The following is a 20,045-nucleotide window of genomic DNA, read 5'->3' as shown; positions in this document are numbered from 1 at the left end:
CTGTCAGTCGAGCCGGGCGGAGGCCACCTCGCCCGGCTCGGCCGCGCCGGAGCGCTGCTGCGGGATGACCACCGCGCCCTGCTCCAGCGACACCGTGCGGGTGGGAGCCGGGATGCGGATGCCCTCCTCGCGGTAGCGGCGGTGCAGCCGCTTGATGAACTCGTGCTTGATCCGGTACTGGTCGCTGAACTCGCCGACGCCCAGGACGATCGTGAAGCCGATCCGGGAGTCGCCGAAGGTGTGGAACCGCACGGCCGGCTCGTGCTCCGGCAGCGCCCCGGTGATCTCCTGCATCACCTCGGCCACGACCTCGACGGTCACCCTCTCCACCTGCTCCAGGTCGCTGTCGTAGGCGACGCCCGCCTGCACCAGGATCGTCAGCTCCTGCTCGGGGCGGTTGTAGTTGGTCATGTTGGCCCCGGCGAGGCGGCCGTTGGGGATGATGATCAGGTTGTTGGAGAGCGAACGGATCGTCGTCTGCCGCCAGTTGATGTCCGTGACATAGCCCTCCTCGCCGCTGCTCAGCCGGATGTAGTCGCCCGGCTGGACGGTCTTGGAGGCCAGGATGTGGATGCCCGCGAAGAGATTGGCGAGAGTGTCCTGAAGGGCCAGCGCGACGGCCAGACCGCCCACCCCGAGGGCGGTGAGCATCGGCGCGATGGATATGCCGAGCGTCTGGAGCACCACCAGGAAGCCGAGCGCCAGGACCACGACCCGGGTGATGTTCACGAAGATCGTGGCCGACCCGGCCACCCCGGAGCGGGACTCGGTGACCGTGCGCATGAGGCCGGCGACCACCCGGGCCGCGGTCACCGTCGTCGCGATGATCAGCAGCACGGTCAGGGTCTGGTTCACATGCCGCTGCACGGCCCGGGTCAGCGGCAGCGCGGCCCCCGCCGCGGCCGCGCCGCCCAGCACCGCGGCCCACGGCAGCACGGTCCGCAGACCGTCCACCAGGACGTCGTCGCCGCCCCAGCGGGTGCGGTCGGCCTGCTTGCCCAGCCAGCGCACCAGCACGCGCAGCACGAACGCCGCCAGCAGGCCGGCGGCCATGGCCGTACCGGCGATGACGTAGTCGTTCAGGGTCAGCGTGCGGGTCACCGGTCACCTCCGGGGAGACGGGGTGCGGCGGAACGGCCCGCCGACGGCCGGATGTGAAGTCTCGTCACGTTGTCACCTGCTCGATTCGGAATGTGCGCGTGCGCCGGACCGGCCGCTGTCGCGGACCGGAGCGCGCGCTCATCCTGCCGTATCCGGAACATCGGTTCGCACACGTGGTCGGCCCTCGCGGCCGATGTGGTCCGCCTCCGGCCGCCCTTGACGTCGCGGGCGCCCCGACGGCAGGCTGGCGAGCCGTGATCACTGGGGGAGGGGTCCGATGAACGGTGCTGCGCGGGCGGGGAGCGGGCCCCGATGACCGGCCCCGTACTCGCCGTCGACCAGGGCACGTCCGGCACCAAGGCGCTGGTGATCTGCCCCGAGCGCGGGGTGATCGGCACTGGTTTCGCGCCCGTGCGGCCGCGCCACCTCCCCGGCGGCCGCGTCGAGGTCGACCCCCGCGAGCTGTACGACTCCGTCCTGGACGCCGGCCGGCGAGCCCTCGCCGAGGCGGGCGAACCCGTCACCGCGCTCGGCCTGGCCAACCAGGGCGAGACCGTGCTCGCCTGGGACCCGGCGACCGGCGAGCCCCTCACCGACGCCCTCGTCTGGCAGGACCGCCGCGCCGAGCCGCTGTGCGCCGAACTCGCCCCGCACGACGCGGAGTTACGCCATCTCACCGGGCTGCCGGTCGACCCGTACTTCGCCGCGCCCAAAATGGCCTGGATCCGCCGTCACCTCACCCGCGACGGCGTCGTCACGACCTCCGACGCCTGGCTCGTCCACCGGCTCACCGGCGCCTTCGTCACCGACGCCGCCACCGCGGGCCGCACCCAGCTCCTCGACCTCGACCGGGCCGCCTGGTCCCCGCGCGCCCTCGACCTGTGGGGACTGTCCGGCGAACGCCTCCCCTCGGTCGTCGACGCCGCGCAACACATCGGTACGACCCGGGCGTTCGGCCCCGAGATTCCCCTGACCGGCCTCGTCGTCGACCAGCAGGCCGCGCTGCTCGCCCAGCACCTCACCGGCCCCGGCGGCGCCAAGTGCACCTACGGCACCGGCGCGTTCCTGCTCGCCCACACCGGCGACACGCCCCGGCGCGGCGACTCGGGCCTGGTCACCTGTGTCGCCTGGCGCCTCGCCGGACGCACCGGCTACTGCCTCGACGGCCAGGTCTACACCGCCGCCTCCGCCGTCCGCTGGCTCACCGACCTCGGCGTGCTCCGAAGCGCCGCCGACCTGGACCGGGTCGGCGGCACCGTCCCCGACAGCGGCGGCGTCACCTTCGTCCCCGCCCTCGCCGGGCTCGCCGCCCCCTGGTGGCGCGGCGACGTCCGCGGCTCCCTCACCGGCCTCGGCCTGGACACCGGCCCGGGGCATGTGGTCCGCGCCCTGTGCGAGGGCCTGGCCGCGCAGGTCGTCCACCTGGCGGAGGAGGCCGCCACCGACCTCGGCGCCCCACTCACCCACCTCCGCGTCGACGGCGGCCTCACCCGCTCCGCCCTCCTCATGCAGACCCAGGCGGACCTGCTGCAACGCCCCGTCGAGGTGTCCGCCCTCGCCGACGCGACAGCCCTCGGCGCCGGCGTCCTCGCCCGCCTGGGCACCGAGCCGGGGCTGACCCTCACCGAGGCCCTGCCCGAGTGGCGCCCGTCGGCGGTGTACGAGCCCCGCATCACGCCGGCCGAGGCCACCGAACGACTCGCCACGTTCCGGGCAGCGGTGGGTGCGCTGCTGGAACGGGGCCGGTCATGACCGTCACCCGGCGCGGCCCCCTCCCCTCGCAGCCGTACGACGTCGCGGTCGTCGGTGCCGGTGTCGTGGGCTGCGCCGTCGCGCGGGCCCTGGCGCGGTACCCCCGGCTGAGAGTCGCGCTGGTGGAGGCCGCGGACGACGTGGGGGAGGGCACGTCGAAGGCCAACACGGCGATCCTGCACACCGGCTTCGACGCGACGCCCGGCTCCCTGGAGGCGCGGCTCGTGGGGGAGGGCGCCCGGTCGCTGGCCGCGTACGCCGCTGAGGCGGGCATCGCGGTCGAGCCTGTCGGTGCGCTGCTCGTCGCCTGGGACGAGGAGCAGCTCGCCGCTCTGCCCCGCCTCGCGGAGAAGGCCGAGCGCAACGCCTGCCACGACACCGGCCTGCTGGGGCCGGCCGAGCTGTACGCCCGGGAACCCCACCTGGGCGCGGGCGCGCTGGGTGCCCTCCATGTTCCGGGCGAGAGCATCGTCGACCCCTGGACGACGACCCTGGCCTACGCCACCCAGGCCGTCCGGCACGGCGTCGACCTCCACCTCGACTCGCCGGTGCGGGACATCAGGAGACAGCACGGCATCCACACCCTCACCACCGCACGCGGCCCACTGCACGCCCGCCGGCTGGTGAACGCCGCCGGGCTGCACGCCGACACCCTCGACCGGCTGCTCGGCCACCAGGACTTCACCGTCACCCCGCGCCGCGGCCAGCTCCTCGTCTTCGACACCTTCGCCCGCGACCTCGTCCGCCACATCCTGCTGCCCGTGCCCACCGCGCTCGGCAAGGGCGTCCTGGTCGCGCCGACCGTGTACGGCAACGTCCTGCTCGGCCCCACCGCGGAGGACCTGGACGACAAGCAGGCCACGCAGTCCACCGCCGAGGGCATCGCGCTGCTGCGGGAGAAGGGCCGCCGCATCCTGCCCCGGCTCCTCGACGAGGAGGTCACCGCCGTCTACGCCGGACTGCGGGCCGCCACCGAGCACGAGGACTACCGCATCCGCGCCCACCCCGAGCAGGCCTGCGTCACGGTCGGCGGCATCCGCTCCACCGGCCTCACCGCCTCCCTGGCCATCGCGGAGCACGTCCTGGGCCTGCTGACGGAGACGGGCCTCGACCCGGGCCCGGCAAGGGAGTTGGAGCCGGCGCGCCTGCCCCACCTGGGCGCCGCCGCCCCGCGCCCCCGCGAACGGCCCGAACGCGTCGCCGCCGACCCGGAGTACGGCATCCTCGTCTGCCACTGCGAGCGCGTCTCCCGAGGCGAGATCCGCGACGCCCTCGCCGCTACGATCCCGCCGCGCAGCCTCGACGGCCTGCGCCGCCGCACCCGTGCCCGGGCGGGCCGCTGCCAGGGCACCCACTGCGGTGCGGCGGTCCGCGCACTGCTCGAGGAGGCCCGGCCGTGACGCGCGAGGTCGACGTCCTGATCGTCGGCGCCGGCCCCGCCGGACTCGCTGCCGCCGCCCGGCTGGCCCGCGCCGGGGTGGACCGCGTGGAGGTGCTGGAGCGTGATCCGCAGGCCGGGGGAGTGCCCCGCCACTGCGCTCGCGTCGGCCTCGGCACCGGGCCGCGGTTCGCGCGCCGGCTCGCCCAGCGGGCCGAGCGTGCCGGTGCCGTCGTACGGACGGGCGTGACCGCGCTCGACTGGGCCGGCCCGCTCGCCCTGACGACCGTCGGCGCGCAGGGCACCGAGACGATCCGGGCCCGCGCGATCGTGCTCGCCACCGGCGCCCGCGAACGCCCCCGCGCCGCCCGCCTGGTGCCGGGCACCCGCCCCGCCGGGGTGTACACCACGGGCGAACTCCAGCAGGCGGTGCACCTGTTCGGGCAGCCCATCGGCACGCGCGCGGTCGTCGTCGGCGCCGAGGACGTCTCCTGGGCGGCCGCCGCCACCGTACGGGCCGCCGGGGCCACGGTCGTCGCCATGGTCACGGACCGGGAGAACGCCCCGATGCACCGCCTGTGGCGGGCCGTGCCGGTGCTCACCGGCACCACCGTCACCGAACTCCTCGGCCACGGGCGCCTGTCCGCCGTCCGCATCCGCCACCGCGACGGCCGTACGGCCCTGCTGCCCTGCGACACCGTCGTGTTCACCGGCGACTTCGTCCCCGACGACGAACTGGCCCGCCGCGGTGGCCCCCGGCCGGGTGTCTTCGCCACGGGGGGCGTCGTACGGCCCGGTCGGCGGGCGACGGCGGCGGCGCGCGCGGGGGAGCGGACAGCCGACGCAGTGCTGGCCCGGTGGGGCGGGTGAGGTGCCCGGTGCGGACCGGCGTGGTGAAATCGACTGCGGCAGAGGCGACTTGAACGGAAGAGGGCTCGATGACGGCACGAAGCAAGGGCGGGCAGCGCGTCGCGGTGGTGACCGGCGCCAACCGGGGCATCGGGCGGGAGGTCGTCCGGCAGCTCGCCGAACGCGGGTACCGGGTCGTCCTCGGCTCCCGCAAGCTGGAGAAGGGGCGCTCCGTCGCCGCGCGGCTCGACCCCGGCGGCGAGCGGATCACCGCCGTACAGCTCGACGTCTCCGACCAGGCGAGCGTGACCGCGATGGCCGAGTGGGTGACCCGGGAACTGGGCCGCACGGACGTCGTCGTGAACAACGCGGCGATCCTTTACGACACCTGGGCGCAGGCCCGTACCGCCGACCTGGCCGAGGTACAACAGGCCCTGGACACCAACCTGTTCGGCGCCTGGCGGGTCACCCAGGCGCTGCTGCCGCTGCTGGAGCGCAGCCCGCACCCGAGGATCGTCAACGTCAGCAGCGGGGGCGGCTCACTGGCCTCGATGACCGGCGGCACACCGGCGTACAGCGTGTCCAAGGCCTCCCTCAACGCCCTCACCCGGCTGCTCGCCGGGGAACTGCGCGGCCGGCGGATCCTGGTCAACGCCATCTGCCCGGGCTGGGTCGCCACCGACATGGGCGGCGGGGGCGGCCGGCCCGTGTCCGAGGGCGCGGCCGGGGTGGTGTGGGCGGCGACGCTGCCCGACGACGGGCCGACCGGCGGCTTCTTCCGGGACGGCGAGCCCGTGCCGTGGTGAGCCGAGGGCGGCTCAGATCACCTTCAGCCGCACCAGCGCGCCCAGGGTCAGCGCGCCGGGCACCAGCGGCACCCACACCGTGATGATCCGGTACGCCAGCACCACCGCCGTCGCCACGGCCACCGGGCAGCCCGCCGCCACCAGCGCCACGACCAGGGCGGCCTCCACCGAGCCGACGCCGCCCGGCGTGGGGATCAGGGCCACGGCGACGGTGGCCGCGAGGTAGGCGACGGCCATGTGCGCGGGCGGCACCGGCAGCCCCAGCGCCAGGCCCACCGCGGTGAGCCCCGCGGCCTGGAGCGCCGGGAAGGCGAACGAGCCGCCCCACAGCGCCAGCGCCCGCGCGGGCCGCGTGTGCACCGAGCGGGCCTCGTCCAGCGCGGTCCGCAGGAACGACACCAGACCCCGCCGCACCGGCCGTACGAGCGTCAGCACGGCCACCGCGGCCACCGCGCCCGCGCCGAGCACGACCAGCAGCGGGCCGCCCGTCCCGGCGGGCAGCACGGTGCCCGGGCGCAGCGCGTTCGGGAAGACGGCCAGCAGCACCGCCAGCAGGCCGAGCCGGGCCATGCTCTCCGCCAGCAGATACAGCGCGAGCGCCGCCGAGGAACGGGCCGGCGACAGCCCGCACACCGTCAGGAACCGCAGGTTCACCGCACCGGCCCCGAGCCCGGTCGGCAGCAGATGGTTGGCCGCGCCCGCCGCGAACTGCGTGGCCAGCAGCCGCCGCCTCGGCAGCCGCTCTACGACCGCGCCCTGCCGGCTGACGGCCGCCGCGACCCAGGTCAGACAGGTCGCCCCGGCCGCGGCCAGCAGCCACGGCCACTCGGCACGCCCCAGCTGTCCGAACCCGTCGGCCAGCACAGCCCGGTGGCGCAGCGCCACCACGGCGACCAGCGCCACCGGGAGCACACACAGGATCTGCCGGGTGGGGACGCGCCGAGCGAGGCGTCCCGCGGCAACTCGTAGCCCTGTCACACTCCGGTAGGCTCACCGCGCGGTCCCAACTCCCGGTTGCGGACGCGGAGACGGCGGATGGCGGCCGGACACCGAAATTCTTGACCTCAAGGTTGCTTCAGGTTCTACGGTCTTGCCCATGAGTATGGAGACCACCGCCTGGACGCAGCTGTACAGCGTCATGAACGCCCAGCAGGAGCGCCGCCCGTTCGCCCGCGCGACCCTGCGCCGCATCGGGGCGTTCGCCCGCCCGCACCGCTCCCGTATCGCCCTGTACGTGCTGCTCGGGGTGGCCACCGCGCTGCTCGCCGTGGCGACGCCCGTCCTCGCCGGGAAGGTGGTGAACGCGATCGTGCGGGGCGGCGACGAGGACACCGTCGTACGGCTGGCCCTGCTCATCGCCCTCATCGCGGTCGTCGAGGCCGGGCTCGGCATCCTCGGACGCCGGCTGTCCGCCCGGCTCGGCGAGGGGCTGATCCTCGATCTGCGGACGGCCGTCTTCGACCATGTGCAGCGCATGCCGGTCGCGTTCTTCACCCGCACCCGCACCGGAGCGCTGGTCAGCCGCCTCAACAACGACGTCATCGGCGCCCAGCGGGCCTTCAGCAACACCCTGTCCGGCGTGGTGAGCAACCTGGTCACACTGGTGCTCACGCTCGCCGTGATGCTCACCCTGTCCTGGCAGATCACCCTGCTCGCGCTGGTGCTGCTGCCGGTGTTCGTGGTGCCGGCCCGGCGCATGGGCGGCCGGATGGCCCGGATGCAGCGGGAGGCGGCGGCGCTGAACGCGGCGATGAGCACCCGCATGACCGAGCGGTTCTCCGCGCCCGGCGCCACCCTGGTCAAGCTGTTCGGGCGGCCTGGGGAGGAGTCCGCCGAGTTCGCCGACCGGGCCCGCCGTGTCGCCGACATCGGGGTGCGTACCGCGACCGCGCAGTCGGCGTTCATGACCGCGCTCACCCTCGTCTCGGCCCTCGCGCTGGCCCTCGTCTACGGCCTCGGCGGCTGGTTCGCGCTGCGGGGCAGCATGGATCCCGGCGCCGTCGTGGCGCTCGCCCTGCTGCTGACCCGGCTGTACGCGCCGCTCACCGCGCTCGCCGGGGCGCGCGTGGAGGTGATGAGCGCCCTCGTCAGCTTCGAGCGGGTCTTCGAGGTGCTCGACCTGAAGCCGCTCATCGAGGAGCGGCCCGACGCCCGCCCGGTGCCCGACGGTCCCGTGGCCGTCGAGTTCGACGACGTCCGCTTCGGCTACCCGTCCGCCGACAAGGTCTCCCTGGCCTCCCTGGAGGAGGTCGCCGCCCTCGACACCCGCGGCGGCGCCGAGGTGCTGCACGGCGTGTCCTTCCGCGCCGAACCCGGCCGGACCGTGGCGCTGGTCGGCTCCTCCGGCGCGGGCAAGTCGACGATCGCCCAGCTGCTGCCCCGGCTGTACGACGTGGACGCGGGCGCCGTCCGGGTCGGCGGGGTCGACGTCCGCGAGCTGAGCGCGGAGTCCCTGCGGGGCACGGTCGGCATGGTCACGCAGGACGGACACCTCTTCCACGACACCGTCCGCGCCAACCTGCTGCTGGCCCGGCCCGAGGCGGGCGAGGAGGAGCTGTGGGACGCGCTGCGCCGGGCGCGCCTGGAGGATCTCGTACGGTCGCTGCCGGACGGTCTCGACACGGTCGTCGGGGAGCGCGGCTATCGGCTCTCCGGAGGTGAGCGGCAGCGGATGACCATCGCGCGGCTGCTGCTGGCCCGTCAGCGGGTGGTCGTCCTCGACGAGGCGACGGCTCATCTGGACAACACGTCCGAGGCGGCTGTGCAGGAGGCTCTCGCCGAGGCGCTTGCGGGGCGGACCGCGTTGGTGATCGCGCATCGGCTCTCCACGGTGCGGTCTGCCGATCTGATCCTGGTGCTGGAGGCGGGCCTGATCGTGGAGCGGGGCACGCATGAGGAGTTGCTGGCCCTGGGCGGGCGTTATGCCGAGCTGTACCGGACGCAGTTCGAGGCCTCGGGGGAGGCGGAGGGGGTCACGGTCTGAGGTCGCCGTCGCGTCTGCCGTGATCTGTCGTCTTGCGTCTGCTGCGCCTTCGTGGCTTGTCGCGCCCACGCGGCGGAGCCGCAAATCGATACAGCCCCGCGCCCCTAAGAAACCCAATGCCCGGGTCGGCTCACCGTTCCGGGTAGGCGGGTCGCCCCGTCCCCCCTCGCCGCGTTCACCTGGGCCTGGGTCAGGAAGACGCTGCCGGTCAGGTCGGCGCCGGTCAGGTCCGCGTCGCGGAGGTCGGCGCCGATCAGGTCGGCCATGCGCAGGTCGGCGTTCTTCAGGTCGGCGGCGACCAGGAGGGCGCCCCGCAGGCTCGCGCCGCGCAGGTCGGCGCCGGCGAGGCGGGCGCCCATCAGGTCGGCGCCGCGATGGTTGCGGGTGCGGCCGGGGACCTGCTCGCGGACGAGGTCTCCGACCCGCAGCAGCAGGACGTTCACCTCGCCGCGCAGCGCGTTCACGTCCAGGCCGAGGAGCGCAGCCGCGTCGCCCCGGGTGAGCTCCTCCAGGCGGGTGCGGGCCCGCCGGAGCTGCTTGTGCACCGGCCGGGCCACGGCCACGTCCAGCCCCTCGGCGACGTACCAGAGCAGCTCGTGCAGCTGCCGCATCACCGGGAACACCTCGAACATCTCCCGGGCGGTGTCCGGGGCCTGCCGCCAGTCGGTGCCGCCGTAGGTGACCTGGGAGACCTTCTGGCCGGCGCCGAAGCAGTCGAAGACCGTGCAGCCCTGGTAGCCCTCCGGCCGCAGCCGGGCGTGGATGCCGCAGCGGAAGTCGGCGTCCAGGTTGGTGCAGGGCTTCCCGGCGGGCTTGTCGACCGCGAAGTCGGCGGAGCGGGCGAAGGGCAGGGCGACGCAGCACAGGCCGAAGCAGTCGCCGCAGTCCGCCCGCAGTTCCTCGCGGTCCGGGCCGGCCGAAAGGGCCTCGGGAGAGGCCTTGGCAGAGGCTGCGGGAGGGGCCTCGGCAGGGGCCTTGCGCTGTCGGGTCACCGTGCGATCTCTCCTCGTGAACGGCCTGCGGGCGGAGCCTACCCGCGCCCGCGCGGCCCGCCATTCTCGCAGACCACAGGCCTTTCGGCACACGCTGCGCTTCTGCCACAAACGCATCATGAATCAACGTGTGAAACCAACTCGTGCGGTAACCCGGGGGCCTGCGCCGTCGCCCACCGGGCGGCCGGCCCGGCAGCGCCCGTTCGCGCCACGACCCGGGTCCCGCGCCTTCATCAGCACAAGGAGCCTTCTTCCAGCACAAGGAGCCTTCTTCCAGCACAGGACTTCGCACGCTCGAAGGACGCCGTATGAACCCTGCGACGACCCGCGCCCCCTGGCGCCGCGCCCTGGTGACCGGCGGGGCCGGTTTCCTCGGCAGCCATCTGTGCGAGCAGCTGTTGGCTTCGGGTACCGAAGTCGACTGCGCCGACAACCTCGTGTCGGGATCGACCCGCAACATCAGCCACCTGCTCGGCGGCCCCGGCTTCCGGTTCGTGGACACCGACGTGTGCGCCCCGGAGGCGTCCGAGCGCCTGCCCGGCCCCTACGACCTGGTGCTGCACTTCGCCTGCCCCGCCTCCCCGGCCGACTACCTGCGGCTGCCGCTGCAGACCCTCGACACCGGAAGCCTCGGCACCCGCGCCATGCTCGGGGTCGCCGAGCGCGACGGCGCCCGCTTCCTGCTGGCCTCCACCTCCGAGGTGTACGGCGACCCCCTCGTCCACCCGCAGCGCGAGGACTACTGGGGCAACGTCAACCCGGTGGGGCCGCGCAGCGTCTACGACGAGTCCAAGCGGTTCGCCGAGGCGCTGGTCACCGCCCACGCCGGCACGCTCGGCACCGACGCGGGCATCGTCCGGCTGTTCAACACCTACGGCCCCCGCATGCGCGCCCACGACGGCCGGGCCGTGCCCACCTTCGTGTGCCAGGCGCTCGCCGGAGAGCCGCTGACCGTGGCGGGCGACGGCAGCCAGACCCGCTCCCTGTGTTACGTCGACGACACCGTCGACGGCATCCTGCTGGTCGCCGCCAGCCACTCCGTGCGGCCCGTGAACATCGGCGGCACCGACGAGGTCACCGTCCGCGACATCGCCCGCCGGGTGGTGGAGCTGACCGGGTCGAGGTCCACGATCACCTTCGTCGACCGGCCCGTCGACGACCCCCAGCGCCGCCGCCCCGACACCTCCCTGGCCCGCGAGCTGCTCGGCTGGACGCCCCGCGTGCCCTGGGAGGAGGGCATCAAGCAGACCATCGCCCACTTCGCCGCCGCGCAGCCCGTGCGCGAGCCCGCCCCGCATCCCTGAGCGCCTTTGGAGACCCGCATGCGCGTGCTGGGAATCAACGCCCTCTTCCACGACCCCGCCGCCGCTCTCGTCGTGGACGGCCAGGTCGTCGCGGCCGCCGAGGAGGAACGCTTCAGCCGTCGCAAGCACGGCAAGCGGCCCGTCCCCTTCTCCGCCTGGGAACTGCCCGAACGCTCCGCCCGCTGGTGCCTGGACCGGGCCGGCCTCGACCCCGCCGGCCTCGACGCGGTCGCCTACTCCTACGATCCCGCCCTCGCCCGCCCCGCCGAGGAGATGGGCCTGCACGACCCCTGGGACCACCTGCGCCAGGAGTACGCCCGCCGCGCCCCGGAGTTCCTCGCCGAGGCCCTGCCCGGGCTCTCCCCGCACAAGGTGCGCTTCGTCCCCCACCACGTCGCCCACGCCGCCTCCGCAGGCCCGGCCTCCCCGCACCCCGAGTCCTCCGTCCTGGTGCTCGACGGCCGCGGCGAGAGCCGCTCCCACCTGGCCGGCCGCTACACCGGCCCCCGCCTCGACGTCCTCGCCGCGCAGACCCTGCCCGACTCCCTCGGCCTGTTCTACGAGGACCTCACCGCCCATCTCGGCTTCCTGCGCAGCAGCGACGAGTTCAAGGTCATGGCCCTCGCCTCCTACGGCAAACCGCGCCTGGCCGACCAGCTGCGCGGCTACGTCCACGCCGACGCCGACGGCGGCTTCACCGCACGGCCCGTGCCCTGGGCCTCCCTCGTGCCGCCCCGCCCCGCGGGCGAACCCTGGACGCAGGACCACGCCGACCTCGCCGCCAGCGCCCAGGCCTGCCTGGAGGAGGTCCTGCTGGAGCTGGCGCACTGGCTGTACGGCCGTACCGGCGACGAGGTCCTCACCCTGGCGGGCGGGGTGGCCCTGAACTGCGTCGCCAACAGCCGCCTGCACCGCGAGAGCCCCTTCCGGCACATCTGGGTGCAGCCCGCGGCCGGGGACGCCGGGACCGCCCTCGGAGCCGCCCTGCACGTGGCCGGTCAGAGCGAGACCCGGATGGAGCCCATGCCGACCGCCGCCCTGGGCCGCGACTGGACCGACGCCGAACTGCGCGCCTGGCTGGAGCGGGCCGCCGTGCCCTACGAGGAGCCCGTCGACATCGCCGAGACCGTCGCCGCCGAGCTGGAGCGGGACGGCATCGTGGCCTGGTTCCAGGGCCGCAGCGAGTACGGGCCCCGCGCCCTTGGCCACCGCTCCCTGATGGCCCACCCCGGCCGCCCGGCCAACCTGGAGCGGCTCAACGCCGTCAAGGGCCGCGAGGAGTTCCGGCCCGTCGCCCCGATGGTGCTGGCCGAGCGGGCCGCCGAGCTGTTCGACGGGCCGATGCCGAGCCCGTACATGCTGTTCGTGCACGACGTCGATCCGCACTGGCGCGACCGGATCCCGGCCGTCGTCCACGTCGACGGCACGGCCCGCATCCAGACCGTCGACCGGCGCACCGAGCCGCTGGTGGCCCGGATGCTCGACGCCTTCGAGCAGCGCACCGGGCTGCCCGTCGTGGTCAACACCAGCCTCAACACCGCGGGCCGGCCCATGGTGGACGACCCCCGCGACGCCCTGGAGTGCTTCGGCTCCGCGCCCGTCGACCTGCTGGCGCTCGGCCCCTTCGCCGTCCGCCGCAGGGCGGTGTTCGCATGACCGCCCCCGTCCCCGCCTACACCGTCGTCGTCCCGACGATCGGCCGGCCGTGCCTCGCCGACTGTCTGCGGGCCCTGGCCGCGGCGGAAGGGCATGCGCCCGAGGGCGTGCTCGTCGTCGACGACCGCCCGGACCCCGTCGGCCCGCTGCCCCTCGACGCGGCCGGGCATCTGCGGGACCGCGTACGGGTGCTGCGCACCGGCGGACGGGGCCCGGCCGCCGCGCGCAACGCGGGGCTGCGGGAGGTGGACACGCCGTGGACGGTCTTCCTCGACGACGACGTGCGGGTCCTGCCCGACTGGAGCCGCCGGCTCGCCGCCGACCTGGCCTCCGCCGCCGAGAACACCGGCGGGATCCAGGGCCGGCTGCGGGTCCCGCTGCCCGCCGACCGCAGGCCCACCGACTGGGAGCGCGGCACCGCGGGACTGGAGCACGCGGCATGGGCCACCGCCGACATGGCGTACCGCACCCAGGCCCTGAAGGGCGTCGGCGGCTTCGACGAGCGGTTCGGCCGCGCCTTCCGCGAGGACGCCGACCTGGCGCTGCGCGTGCGGCGGGCCGGCTGGACGCTGCACCGGGGGCGGCGCACCACACTGCACCCCGTACGCCCCGCCGACCGCTGGGCGTCGGTGCGCGCCCAGCGCGGCAACGCGGACGACGCCCTGATGAACCGGCTCCACGGCCGCGACTGGTGGGCCCGTGCAGAGGCGCCCCGCGGCCGGCTGCCCCGGCACGCCCTCGTGACCGCCGCCGCGCTCGCCGCATGCCTGGGCGCGATCACGGGACACCGCCGGGCCGCCGCGGCGGCCGGCGCCGTGTGGGCGGCCGGCACCGCCGAGTTCGCCCTCGCCCGTATCGCGCCCGGCCCGCGCACGCCCGACGAGATCCTCACCATGACCGTCACCAGCGCCCTCATCCCGCCCCTGGCGACCGCCCACTGGCTCGACGGCACCCGCCGCCACCGCCGGGCGCTCCCCCTGGGAAGCGCCACCCACGGCACCCGCCTCCGCCACCGTGCGGCGCCCCAGGAGAGCCGCTCATGACCGGCCACCTGCCCTCACCGGGCTGCGCCCCCAGGGAGCCCCTGGTGGCTGGGGGCGTGCCGGGCCTGTCCGCGGCGGGCCGCCTGCGGAGGGAGCCGGTCATGGCGGGGCATCTGCCCCCGGCCGGCTGCTTCCCTCGGGAGTCCCTGGGGGCCGGGAGCCTGCCGGACCTGTCCGCGGCGGGGCGCCTGCGCAGGGAGCCGGCCATGGCGGGGCATCTGCTCTCGTCGGGCTGCGCCCCCAGGGAGCCCCTGGTGGCTGGGCGCCTGCCGGACCTGTCCGCGGCGGGGCATCTGCCCCCGGCCGGCCGCCCGCAGAGGGAGCCGGTGGGGGCCGTGCCCCCGGCCGCCCGCCCCGGGACCGAGCCCGTCAGGCCCGGGCGGCAGCCCGCCGTGGCCGTTCTCTTCGACCGCGACGGCACCCTCGTCGAGGACGTCCCGTACAACGGTGACCCCGACCGCGTGCGGCTGCGTCCGGGGGCGCGGGAGGCGCTGGAGGTGCTGCGTGCCCGGGGCGTGCCGAGCGCGGTGGTGAGCAACCAGTCCGGCATCGGCAGGGGCCTGCTCACCCACCACGCCGTACGGCAGGTCAACGCCCGCGCGGACGCGCTTCTGGGCGGCCTGGACGCCTGGCTGTACTGCCCCCATTTGCCCGGCGCCGGCTGCGACTGCCGCAAGCCCGCGCCGGGACTCGTCCTGGAGGCCGCCGACCGGCTCGGCGTGCCTCCCGGCCGGTGCGTGCTGATCGGCGACATCGCCGCCGACGTCCTCGCGGCCCGCGCCGCGGGCGCCCGCGGCATCCTCGTCCCCACCGCCGTGACCCGCCCCGAGGAGATCGCCGCGGCGCCCGACACCGCCGAGGACCTGCTCACCGCCGTGCACGCGGCGCTGGCGCCGCAGCGAGGTGAACTCCCATGAGGGCCCTGGTCGTACGACTCGACAGCTTCGGGGACGTCCTGCTCGCCGGACCCGCCGTCCGCGCGGTCGCCGCCCGCAGCGCCCATGTCACCCTGCTGTGCGGCCCGCTCGGCGAACCCGCCGCGCGGATGCTGCCCGGCGTGGACGACGTGCTGGTGTGGGCCGCCCCCTGGGAGGGCTTCACGCCGCCGGGCGTCGCCGAGGCCGACGTCCCCCGGCTGGTGCGGCTGCTCCAGGACGGCGCCTTCGACGTGGCGCTGATCCTGACCTCCTTCCACCAGAGCCCCCTGCCCACCGCCCTGGTGCTGAAGCTGGCCGGCTTGCCCCGGATCGGCGCCGACAGCGTCGACCACCCCGGGCGCCTGATCGACGTACGGCACCGGCGGCTGCCCGGCCGGCACGAGGCCGAGGCCGCCCTGGACACCGCCGCCGCGCTGGGCTTCCTGCCGCCCCCGGGCGACGACGGCCGGCTGCGCGTGCTGCCCCCGCCGGACACCATCTCCCTGACCGGGAACGGCCCCTACGTCGTCCTCCACCCCGGCGCCAGCGCCCCTGCCCGCGCCTGGAGCCCCGACCGCTGCGCCGAGGCCGTCGAGCTGCTCGCCGACGCCGGCCACCGGGTCGTCGTCACCGGCGGGCCCGACGAGACCGCGCTGACCCGCACGGTGAGCGGCGACACCGCCGTCGACCTCGGCGGCCGCACCGACCCGCGCGTCCTCGCCGGAGTCCTGCGCACCGCCGACGTCGTGATCTGCGGCAACACCGGCCCCGCCCACCTCGCCGCCGCCGTCGGCACCCCCGTCGTGTCGCTGTTCGCGCCGGTCGTCCCCGCCGAGCGCTGGGCACCGTACGGCGTGCCCTGCATCGTCCTCGGCGACCAGAAGGCCCCCTGCGCGGACACCCGCGCCCTGCACTGCCCCGTGCCCGGCCACCCCTGCCTGGAGGAGGTCACGGGCCGGGACGTCGTCGCCGCGGTGCACAAACTGCTGGAGGAGAGCGTATGAACGTCCTGGTCTGGCACGTGCACGGCTCCTGGCTGACCGCCTTCGTCCAAGGGCCGTACACCTACCTCGTGCCGGTCACCCCCGACCGGGGCCCGGACGGCCTGGGCCGGGCCAGAACCTGGCAATGGCCCGACTCCGTACGGGAGTTGCCCCCGGACGAGCTGCGGGACGCCGACATCGACCTGATGGTGCTGCAACGGCCCCACGAACTCGCCCTCGCCGAACAGTGGACCGGCCGCCGCCCCGGCATCGACGTGCCCGCCGTGTACGTCGAGCACAACTGCCCCGACGACACGGCCGTCGACACCCGCCACCCCCTGGCCGACCGAGGCGACATCCCCGTCGTCCACGTCACCCACTTCAACCGGCTGATGTGGGACAACGGCCGCGCCCCGACCGAGGTGATCGAGCACGGCATCATCGACCCCGGCCCGCTGTGGACCGGTGACGAGCGGCGCGCCGCGGTCGTCGTCAACGACCCCGTCCGCCGCGGCCGTACCACCGGAACCGATCTGCTGCCCCGGTTCGCCCGTATCGCCCCCCTCGACGTGTTCGGCATGCGCACCGGACTGCTGGCGGGCGACCCCGGGCTGGAGCTGTGCCGCATGCGGGACCTCCCGCAGGGCGCGCTGCACCCGGCGATGGCCCGCTGCCGGCTCTATCTGCACCCCGTGCGCTGGACGTCGCTCGGGCTGTCCCTGCTGGAGGCGATGTTCCTCGGCATGCCCGTCGTGGCCCTCGACACCACCGAGGTGCGCGAGGCCGTCCCCGCCGGGGCCGGTGTCGTGTCCAACCGGTTCGACGTACTGGAGGACGCCGTACGCGGCTTCCTCGCCGAGCCGGAGCACGCGCGGCGGACGGGCGAGGCCGCCCGGGCCGCGGCACAGGCCCGCTACGGAGAGCGGCGCTTCCTGGACGACTGGGAGCGCCTGATCAAGGAGGTCATGCGATGAGCCCCACCTGCCCCCAGGCCGGCCGTGTCGCCATGGTGTCCGAGCACGCGAGCCCCCTCGCCGTGCTCGGCGGCCCCGACGCTGGCGGCCAGAACGTCTACGTCGCGCAGGTCGCCGCGCAGCTCGTCCGCCGCGGGCACGAGGTCACCGTCTACACCAGGCGGGACTCCACCCGGCTGCCCGACCAGGTCACCACCCCCGACGGGGTGAAGGTCGTGCAGGTGCCGGCCGGACCTCCCGCACCGATCCCCAAGGACGAACTCCTGCCGTACATGCCGGAGTTCGGCTCCTGGCTGGCCCGCGCCTGGGCGGGCCGTCCGCCGGAGGTGGTGCACGCCCACTTCTGGATGTCCGGCATGGCCGCGCTGGCCGGGGCCCGCACGCTCGGCATCCCCGTCGTGCAGACCTACCACGCGCTGGGCACCGTAAAGAAGCGCCACCAGGGCGCCGCCGACACCAGCCCGGCCGACCGCATCGCGATCGAGACGGCCGTGGGCCGGGAGGCCGCCGCGATCATCGCCACCTGCCGGGACGAGGTCGCCGAACTGGAGGCCATGGGCCTGCCGCGCGACCGGGTCTCCATCGTCCCCTGCGGTGTCGACCCGGTGATGTTCCGCCCGGTCGGCACCCGCCGTCCGCCCGGTGCGGCGCGCCGGCTGCTCTCCATCGGCAGGCTGGTCCCCCGCAAGGGCTTCGACCGGGCGATCCGCGCCCTCGCCGAGGTCCCCGACGCCGAACTCGTGATCGCCGGTGGCCCCGAGCCCGCCCTGCTCTTCGCCGAGCCCGAGGCCGAGCGGCTGTGGGCCGTCGCCGAGGAGTGCGGCGTCGCCGACCGGGTCCGGCTGCTCGGCGGCGTGAGCCGGGACCGGATGCCGGGCCTGATCTCCGACGCCGACCTCGTGCTCTCGCTGCCGCGCTACGAACCCTTCGGCATCGTCCCCGTGGAGGCCATGGCCTGCTGCACACCCGTCCTCGCCACCGCGGTCGGCGGCCAGCTCGACACCGTCGCCGACGGCGTGACCGGCCGCCTGGTCCCGGCCGACCCGCGGCACGACATCACCGGCGCCGTACGGGACCTGCTCGACGACCCCGCGCTGCGCGCCCGGTACGGCGCCCAGGGCCGGCGCCGTGTCCTCGCCCGCTACACGTGGGACCGCGTGGCGGACGGCGTCGCCCAGGTCTACAGCGCCGTCTCCTCCGTCCCCTCGCTCTCGGGAGCCCTGCGATGACCCTCGCCACCGACGTCAGCCACTGCGACGACCTGATCAGGGCCGTGGCGGAGTTCCGCCGGTACGCGCCGCTCGTGCGGCGCTGGGGCTTCGAGCTCGCCGGCCGCCTCGGCGCCGGAGGACGCCTCCTGGTCGCCGGCAACGGCGGCAGCGCGGCCCAGGCCCAGCACCTCACGGCCGAACTGGTCGGCCGCTACCGCGAGGACCGGCCCGCGTTCTCCGCACTGTCCCTGCACACCGACACGTCCACGACGACCGCCATCGCCAACGACTACGGGGTGCGGGAGATCTTCGCCCGCCAGGTCGCGGCGCACGGCCGCCCGGGCGACGTCCTGATGCTCCTGTCGACGAGCGGCGCCAGCGCCAACCTGCTCGCCGCGGCGTCCCGTGCGCACGGTCTGGGCCTGACGGTGTGGGCCCTCACCGGGCCGCCTCCGAACCCCCTGCAGAGCATCGCCGACGAGGCCGTACCGGTGTCGGGCCCGACCTCGGCGACGGTCCAGGAACTGCACCTCGTCGCCGTGCACATGCTCTGCGAGTACTTCGACGAGGCGGTCACCGGGGAGGACACATGAGCGGGGCCGGCCCGAAGACCTCGCCCGGCCGACGTACGGCCGCCGCCGTGCCGCTGCTGGTCGTCGGGGACGCCCTGCTCGACCACGACCTGGTGGGCCGCGCCGAGCGGCTGGCGCCCGACGCGCCCGTGCCCGTCGTCAGCGGGGCCCGGCGCACCACCCGGCCCGGCGGCGCCGCCCTCGCGGCCTGTCTCGCCGCCGCCGACGGCCGCGAGGTCATCCTCGTCACCGCGCTCGGTGACGACGAGGCCAGCGCGCGGTTGCGCCGGCTGCTGCCGGACCGCGTCCGCGTGGTGCCGCTGCCGCTGACCGGCGAGCTGTCCGCCAAGACCCGCATCCTCGCCGCCGGCCGCCCCCTCCTCCGCCTCGACGACGGCGACGGCCGCGCCGCCGGCCCCACGGAGGAGGCCTGCCGGGCCGTCGCGGACGCGGACGCGGTCCTGGTCGCCGACTACGGCCGCGGCAGCGCCGACGTCCTCCGCGACGCCCTGGCGGAGGCTGCCGCCCGGGTCCCTGTGGTCTGGGACCCGCATCCGCGGGGATGCCCGCCGGTCCCGGGCACGCGCCTGGTGACGCCGTCGGCGGCGGAGGCGAGGGGATTCGCGGCGGGCGTGGAGGCGAGGGGCTTCGCAGCGAGGGCGGGGGCTCCTCGGCCGGACGCCCCGTCAGCCCGTGACAACGCCGGAGAGCTGCACACCGCCGCCCAGGACGCCGCCACGCTCGTACGGGCCTGGCGGGCCGCCTCCGTCGTGGTGACACTGGGCGGCCGCGGGGCCCTGCTGTCCCACGGGGCGACACCGCTGCTGGTGCCCTGCCCGGTCACCGCCGAGGGCGACGCGTGCGGGGCGGGGGACAGGTTCGCGGCGGCCGCCGCGGGGGCGCTGGCCGACGGGGAGCTGACCGAGGCCGCGGTCCGCGCGGCGGTGCACGCCGCCACGCGGTACGTCGCCGAGGGCGGAGTCCGCTCCCTCGGGCCAGCCGGCCCACCGCCGGCCGAGGGCGGCGTCCGACGCCCGGCCACCGGCGCCGAGCTGACCCGGGACGCCCTGCGGACCGCCACGCGGGTACGTGCGGCGGGCGGCACGGTCGTCGCCGCGGGCGGCTGCTTCGACCTCCTGCACGCCGGCCATGTCTCGCTCCTCCAGGCCGCCCGGCGCGCCGGCGACTGCCTGGTGGTGTGCGTCAACTCCGACGCCTCGGTGCGGCGGCGGAAGGGCGAAGGCCGCCCGCTGGTGCCCATGGCCGACCGGGTGCGTGTGCTGCGCGCCCTGGAGTGCGTCGACGCGGTCGCCGTCTTCGACGAGGACACCCCCGAGCGGCTCCTCGCCGAACTCCGCCCGCACATCTGGGCCAAGGGCGGCGACTACGCCCGCACCGACCTCCCCGAGGCCGACCTGATCGCGAGCTGGGGCGGCCAGGTGGTTCTCCTGCCCTACCTCGACGGCCGCTCCACCACCGGCCTCGCCGCCCGCGCGGCCCTCACCCCGAACCGGAGGTGAACTC

The 20,045-nt window shown here is 75.5% G+C and carries 16 protein-coding genes and 1 pseudogene; 14 read left to right on the top strand and 3 right to left on the bottom strand.

Annotation, left to right across the window (positions count from 1 at the left end; translation table 11 throughout):
• Nucleotides 1-3: 3 nt before the first annotated feature.
• Complete coding sequence (locus tag ACIQ6Y_RS02125) at nucleotides 4-1,101, bottom strand: mechanosensitive ion channel family protein (protein WP_404031565.1); 1,098 nt, start codon at nucleotides 1,099-1,101, stop codon at nucleotides 4-6.
• A 312-nt stretch (nucleotides 1,102-1,413) separates the two neighbouring features.
• Between ACIQ6Y_RS02125 and ACIQ6Y_RS02120 the strand changes: the two genes are divergently transcribed.
• From ACIQ6Y_RS02120 to ACIQ6Y_RS02105, 4 genes and pseudogenes are all read left to right on the top strand, one after another.
• Nucleotides 1,414-2,853 (top strand): FGGY family carbohydrate kinase, encoded by a 1,440-nt coding sequence (locus ACIQ6Y_RS02120; RefSeq protein WP_404031562.1) that lies wholly within the window; start codon nucleotides 1,414-1,416, stop codon nucleotides 2,851-2,853.
• On the top strand, nucleotides 2,850-4,253 hold the full coding sequence (locus ACIQ6Y_RS02115) for an FAD-dependent oxidoreductase (RefSeq protein ID WP_404031559.1): 1,404 nt from the start codon (nucleotides 2,850-2,852) through the stop codon (nucleotides 4,251-4,253). The genes ACIQ6Y_RS02120 and ACIQ6Y_RS02115 overlap by 4 nt, the downstream gene beginning before the upstream one ends.
• Nucleotides 4,250-5,092: pseudogene (locus ACIQ6Y_RS02110) on the top strand (FAD-dependent oxidoreductase); the annotation flags it as partial. The gene ACIQ6Y_RS02115 and the pseudogene ACIQ6Y_RS02110, both read left to right, overlap by 4 nt.
• 77 nt (nucleotides 5,093-5,169) lie before the next feature.
• Nucleotides 5,170-5,886 (top strand): SDR family oxidoreductase, encoded by a 717-nt coding sequence (locus tag ACIQ6Y_RS02105; protein ID WP_404031556.1) that lies wholly within the window; start codon nucleotides 5,170-5,172, stop codon nucleotides 5,884-5,886.
• Between the two features lie 12 nt (nucleotides 5,887-5,898).
• Here the strand turns inward: ACIQ6Y_RS02105 and ACIQ6Y_RS02100 are convergent, their stop codons facing one another.
• Complete coding sequence (locus tag ACIQ6Y_RS02100; protein ID WP_404031554.1) at nucleotides 5,899-6,864, bottom strand: YbhN family protein; 966 nt, start codon at nucleotides 6,862-6,864, stop codon at nucleotides 5,899-5,901.
• 124 nt (nucleotides 6,865-6,988) lie between these two features.
• Here ACIQ6Y_RS02100 and ACIQ6Y_RS02095 point away from each other — a divergent pair, with 124 nt between their 5' ends.
• Nucleotides 6,989-8,869, top strand: a complete 1,881-nt coding sequence (locus ACIQ6Y_RS02095; RefSeq protein ID WP_404033649.1) for an ABC transporter ATP-binding protein — start codon at nucleotides 6,989-6,991, stop codon at nucleotides 8,867-8,869.
• 104 nt (nucleotides 8,870-8,973) lie between these two features.
• Here ACIQ6Y_RS02095 and ACIQ6Y_RS02090 read toward each other — a convergent pair whose 3' ends face one another.
• A complete protein-coding gene (locus ACIQ6Y_RS02090; protein WP_404031551.1) occupies nucleotides 8,974-9,861 on the bottom strand; it encodes a pentapeptide repeat-containing protein in 888 nt (295 codons plus the stop codon).
• A gap of 308 nt (nucleotides 9,862-10,169) precedes the next feature.
• Between ACIQ6Y_RS02090 and ACIQ6Y_RS02085 the strand changes: the two genes are divergently transcribed.
• Genes ACIQ6Y_RS02085 through rfaE2 form a run of 9 tightly spaced genes read left to right on the top strand, consistent with a single transcriptional unit; the run spans nucleotide 10,170 to nucleotide 20,041 of the window.
• Nucleotides 10,170-11,165 carry an NAD-dependent epimerase/dehydratase family protein gene (locus tag ACIQ6Y_RS02085; RefSeq protein ID WP_404031548.1) on the top strand — a complete coding sequence of 332 codons (996 nt, stop codon included), beginning with the start codon at nucleotides 10,170-10,172 and terminating at the stop codon, nucleotides 11,163-11,165.
• An 18-nt stretch (nucleotides 11,166-11,183) separates the two neighbouring features.
• Nucleotides 11,184-12,821, top strand: coding sequence for a carbamoyltransferase (locus ACIQ6Y_RS02080; protein WP_404031545.1), 1,638 nt, complete (start codon nucleotides 11,184-11,186; stop codon nucleotides 12,819-12,821).
• Nucleotides 12,818-13,864: a glycosyltransferase family 2 protein gene (locus tag ACIQ6Y_RS02075; protein ID WP_404031542.1), complete on the top strand. Its 1,047-nt coding sequence runs from the start codon at nucleotides 12,818-12,820 to the stop codon at nucleotides 13,862-13,864. The genes ACIQ6Y_RS02080 and ACIQ6Y_RS02075 overlap by 4 nt, the downstream gene beginning before the upstream one ends.
• Nucleotides 13,861-14,781, top strand: a complete 921-nt coding sequence (locus ACIQ6Y_RS02070) for a D-glycero-alpha-D-manno-heptose-1,7-bisphosphate 7-phosphatase (RefSeq protein WP_404031540.1) — start codon at nucleotides 13,861-13,863, stop codon at nucleotides 14,779-14,781. Before ACIQ6Y_RS02075 ends, ACIQ6Y_RS02070 begins: the two co-directional genes overlap by 4 nt.
• A complete protein-coding gene (locus tag ACIQ6Y_RS02065; protein WP_404031537.1) occupies nucleotides 14,778-15,785 on the top strand; it encodes a glycosyltransferase family 9 protein in 1,008 nt (335 codons plus the stop codon). The genes ACIQ6Y_RS02070 and ACIQ6Y_RS02065 overlap by 4 nt, the downstream gene beginning before the upstream one ends.
• Nucleotides 15,782-16,738 (top strand): glycosyltransferase, encoded by a 957-nt coding sequence (locus ACIQ6Y_RS02060; protein WP_404031534.1) that lies wholly within the window; start codon nucleotides 15,782-15,784, stop codon nucleotides 16,736-16,738. Before ACIQ6Y_RS02065 ends, ACIQ6Y_RS02060 begins: the two co-directional genes overlap by 4 nt.
• Nucleotides 16,735-17,967, top strand: coding sequence for a glycosyltransferase (locus tag ACIQ6Y_RS02055; protein WP_404031531.1), 1,233 nt, complete (start codon nucleotides 16,735-16,737; stop codon nucleotides 17,965-17,967). Before ACIQ6Y_RS02060 ends, ACIQ6Y_RS02055 begins: the two co-directional genes overlap by 4 nt.
• Nucleotides 17,964-18,542 carry an SIS domain-containing protein gene (locus ACIQ6Y_RS02050; RefSeq protein ID WP_404031529.1) on the top strand — a complete coding sequence of 193 codons (579 nt, stop codon included), beginning with the start codon at nucleotides 17,964-17,966 and terminating at the stop codon, nucleotides 18,540-18,542. The genes ACIQ6Y_RS02055 and ACIQ6Y_RS02050 overlap by 4 nt, the downstream gene beginning before the upstream one ends.
• Nucleotides 18,539-20,041, top strand: coding sequence for a D-glycero-beta-D-manno-heptose 1-phosphate adenylyltransferase (gene rfaE2, locus ACIQ6Y_RS02045; RefSeq protein WP_404031526.1), 1,503 nt, complete (start codon nucleotides 18,539-18,541; stop codon nucleotides 20,039-20,041). Before ACIQ6Y_RS02050 ends, rfaE2 begins: the two co-directional genes overlap by 4 nt.
• Nucleotides 20,042-20,045: the final 4 nt, after the last annotated feature.

This window comes from Streptomyces sp. NPDC096205 (assembly GCF_044763135.1).
Lineage (GTDB): Bacteria > Actinomycetota > Actinomycetes > Streptomycetales > Streptomycetaceae > Streptomyces.
This window is presented reverse-complemented; position numbering and strand designations above follow the sequence as displayed.

What these genes read in the sequence shown, in the direction of transcription:
- ACIQ6Y_RS02120 (WP_404031562.1), top strand. Translation starts at nt 1,414, where the DNA reads ATGACCGGCCCCGTACTCGCCGTCGACCAGGGCACGTCCGGCACCAAG.
- ACIQ6Y_RS02115 (WP_404031559.1), top strand. Translation starts at nt 2,850, where the DNA reads ATGACCGTCACCCGGCGCGGCCCCCTCCCCTCGCAGCCGTACGACGTC.
- ACIQ6Y_RS02105 (WP_404031556.1), top strand. Translation starts at nt 5,170, where the DNA reads ATGACGGCACGAAGCAAGGGCGGGCAGCGCGTCGCGGTGGTGACCGGC.
- ACIQ6Y_RS02095 (WP_404033649.1), top strand. Translation starts at nt 6,989, where the DNA reads ATGGAGACCACCGCCTGGACGCAGCTGTACAGCGTCATGAACGCCCAG.
- ACIQ6Y_RS02085 (WP_404031548.1), top strand. Translation starts at nt 10,170, where the DNA reads ATGAACCCTGCGACGACCCGCGCCCCCTGGCGCCGCGCCCTGGTGACC.
- ACIQ6Y_RS02080 (WP_404031545.1), top strand. Translation starts at nt 11,184, where the DNA reads ATGCGCGTGCTGGGAATCAACGCCCTCTTCCACGACCCCGCCGCCGCT.
- ACIQ6Y_RS02075 (WP_404031542.1), top strand. Translation starts at nt 12,818, where the DNA reads ATGACCGCCCCCGTCCCCGCCTACACCGTCGTCGTCCCGACGATCGGC.
- ACIQ6Y_RS02070 (WP_404031540.1), top strand. Translation starts at nt 13,861, where the DNA reads ATGACCGGCCACCTGCCCTCACCGGGCTGCGCCCCCAGGGAGCCCCTG.
- ACIQ6Y_RS02065 (WP_404031537.1), top strand. Translation starts at nt 14,778, where the DNA reads ATGAGGGCCCTGGTCGTACGACTCGACAGCTTCGGGGACGTCCTGCTC.
- ACIQ6Y_RS02060 (WP_404031534.1), top strand. Translation starts at nt 15,782, where the DNA reads ATGAACGTCCTGGTCTGGCACGTGCACGGCTCCTGGCTGACCGCCTTC.
- ACIQ6Y_RS02055 (WP_404031531.1), top strand. Translation starts at nt 16,735, where the DNA reads ATGAGCCCCACCTGCCCCCAGGCCGGCCGTGTCGCCATGGTGTCCGAG.
- ACIQ6Y_RS02050 (WP_404031529.1), top strand. Translation starts at nt 17,964, where the DNA reads ATGACCCTCGCCACCGACGTCAGCCACTGCGACGACCTGATCAGGGCC.
- rfaE2 (WP_404031526.1), top strand. Translation starts at nt 18,539, where the DNA reads ATGAGCGGGGCCGGCCCGAAGACCTCGCCCGGCCGACGTACGGCCGCC.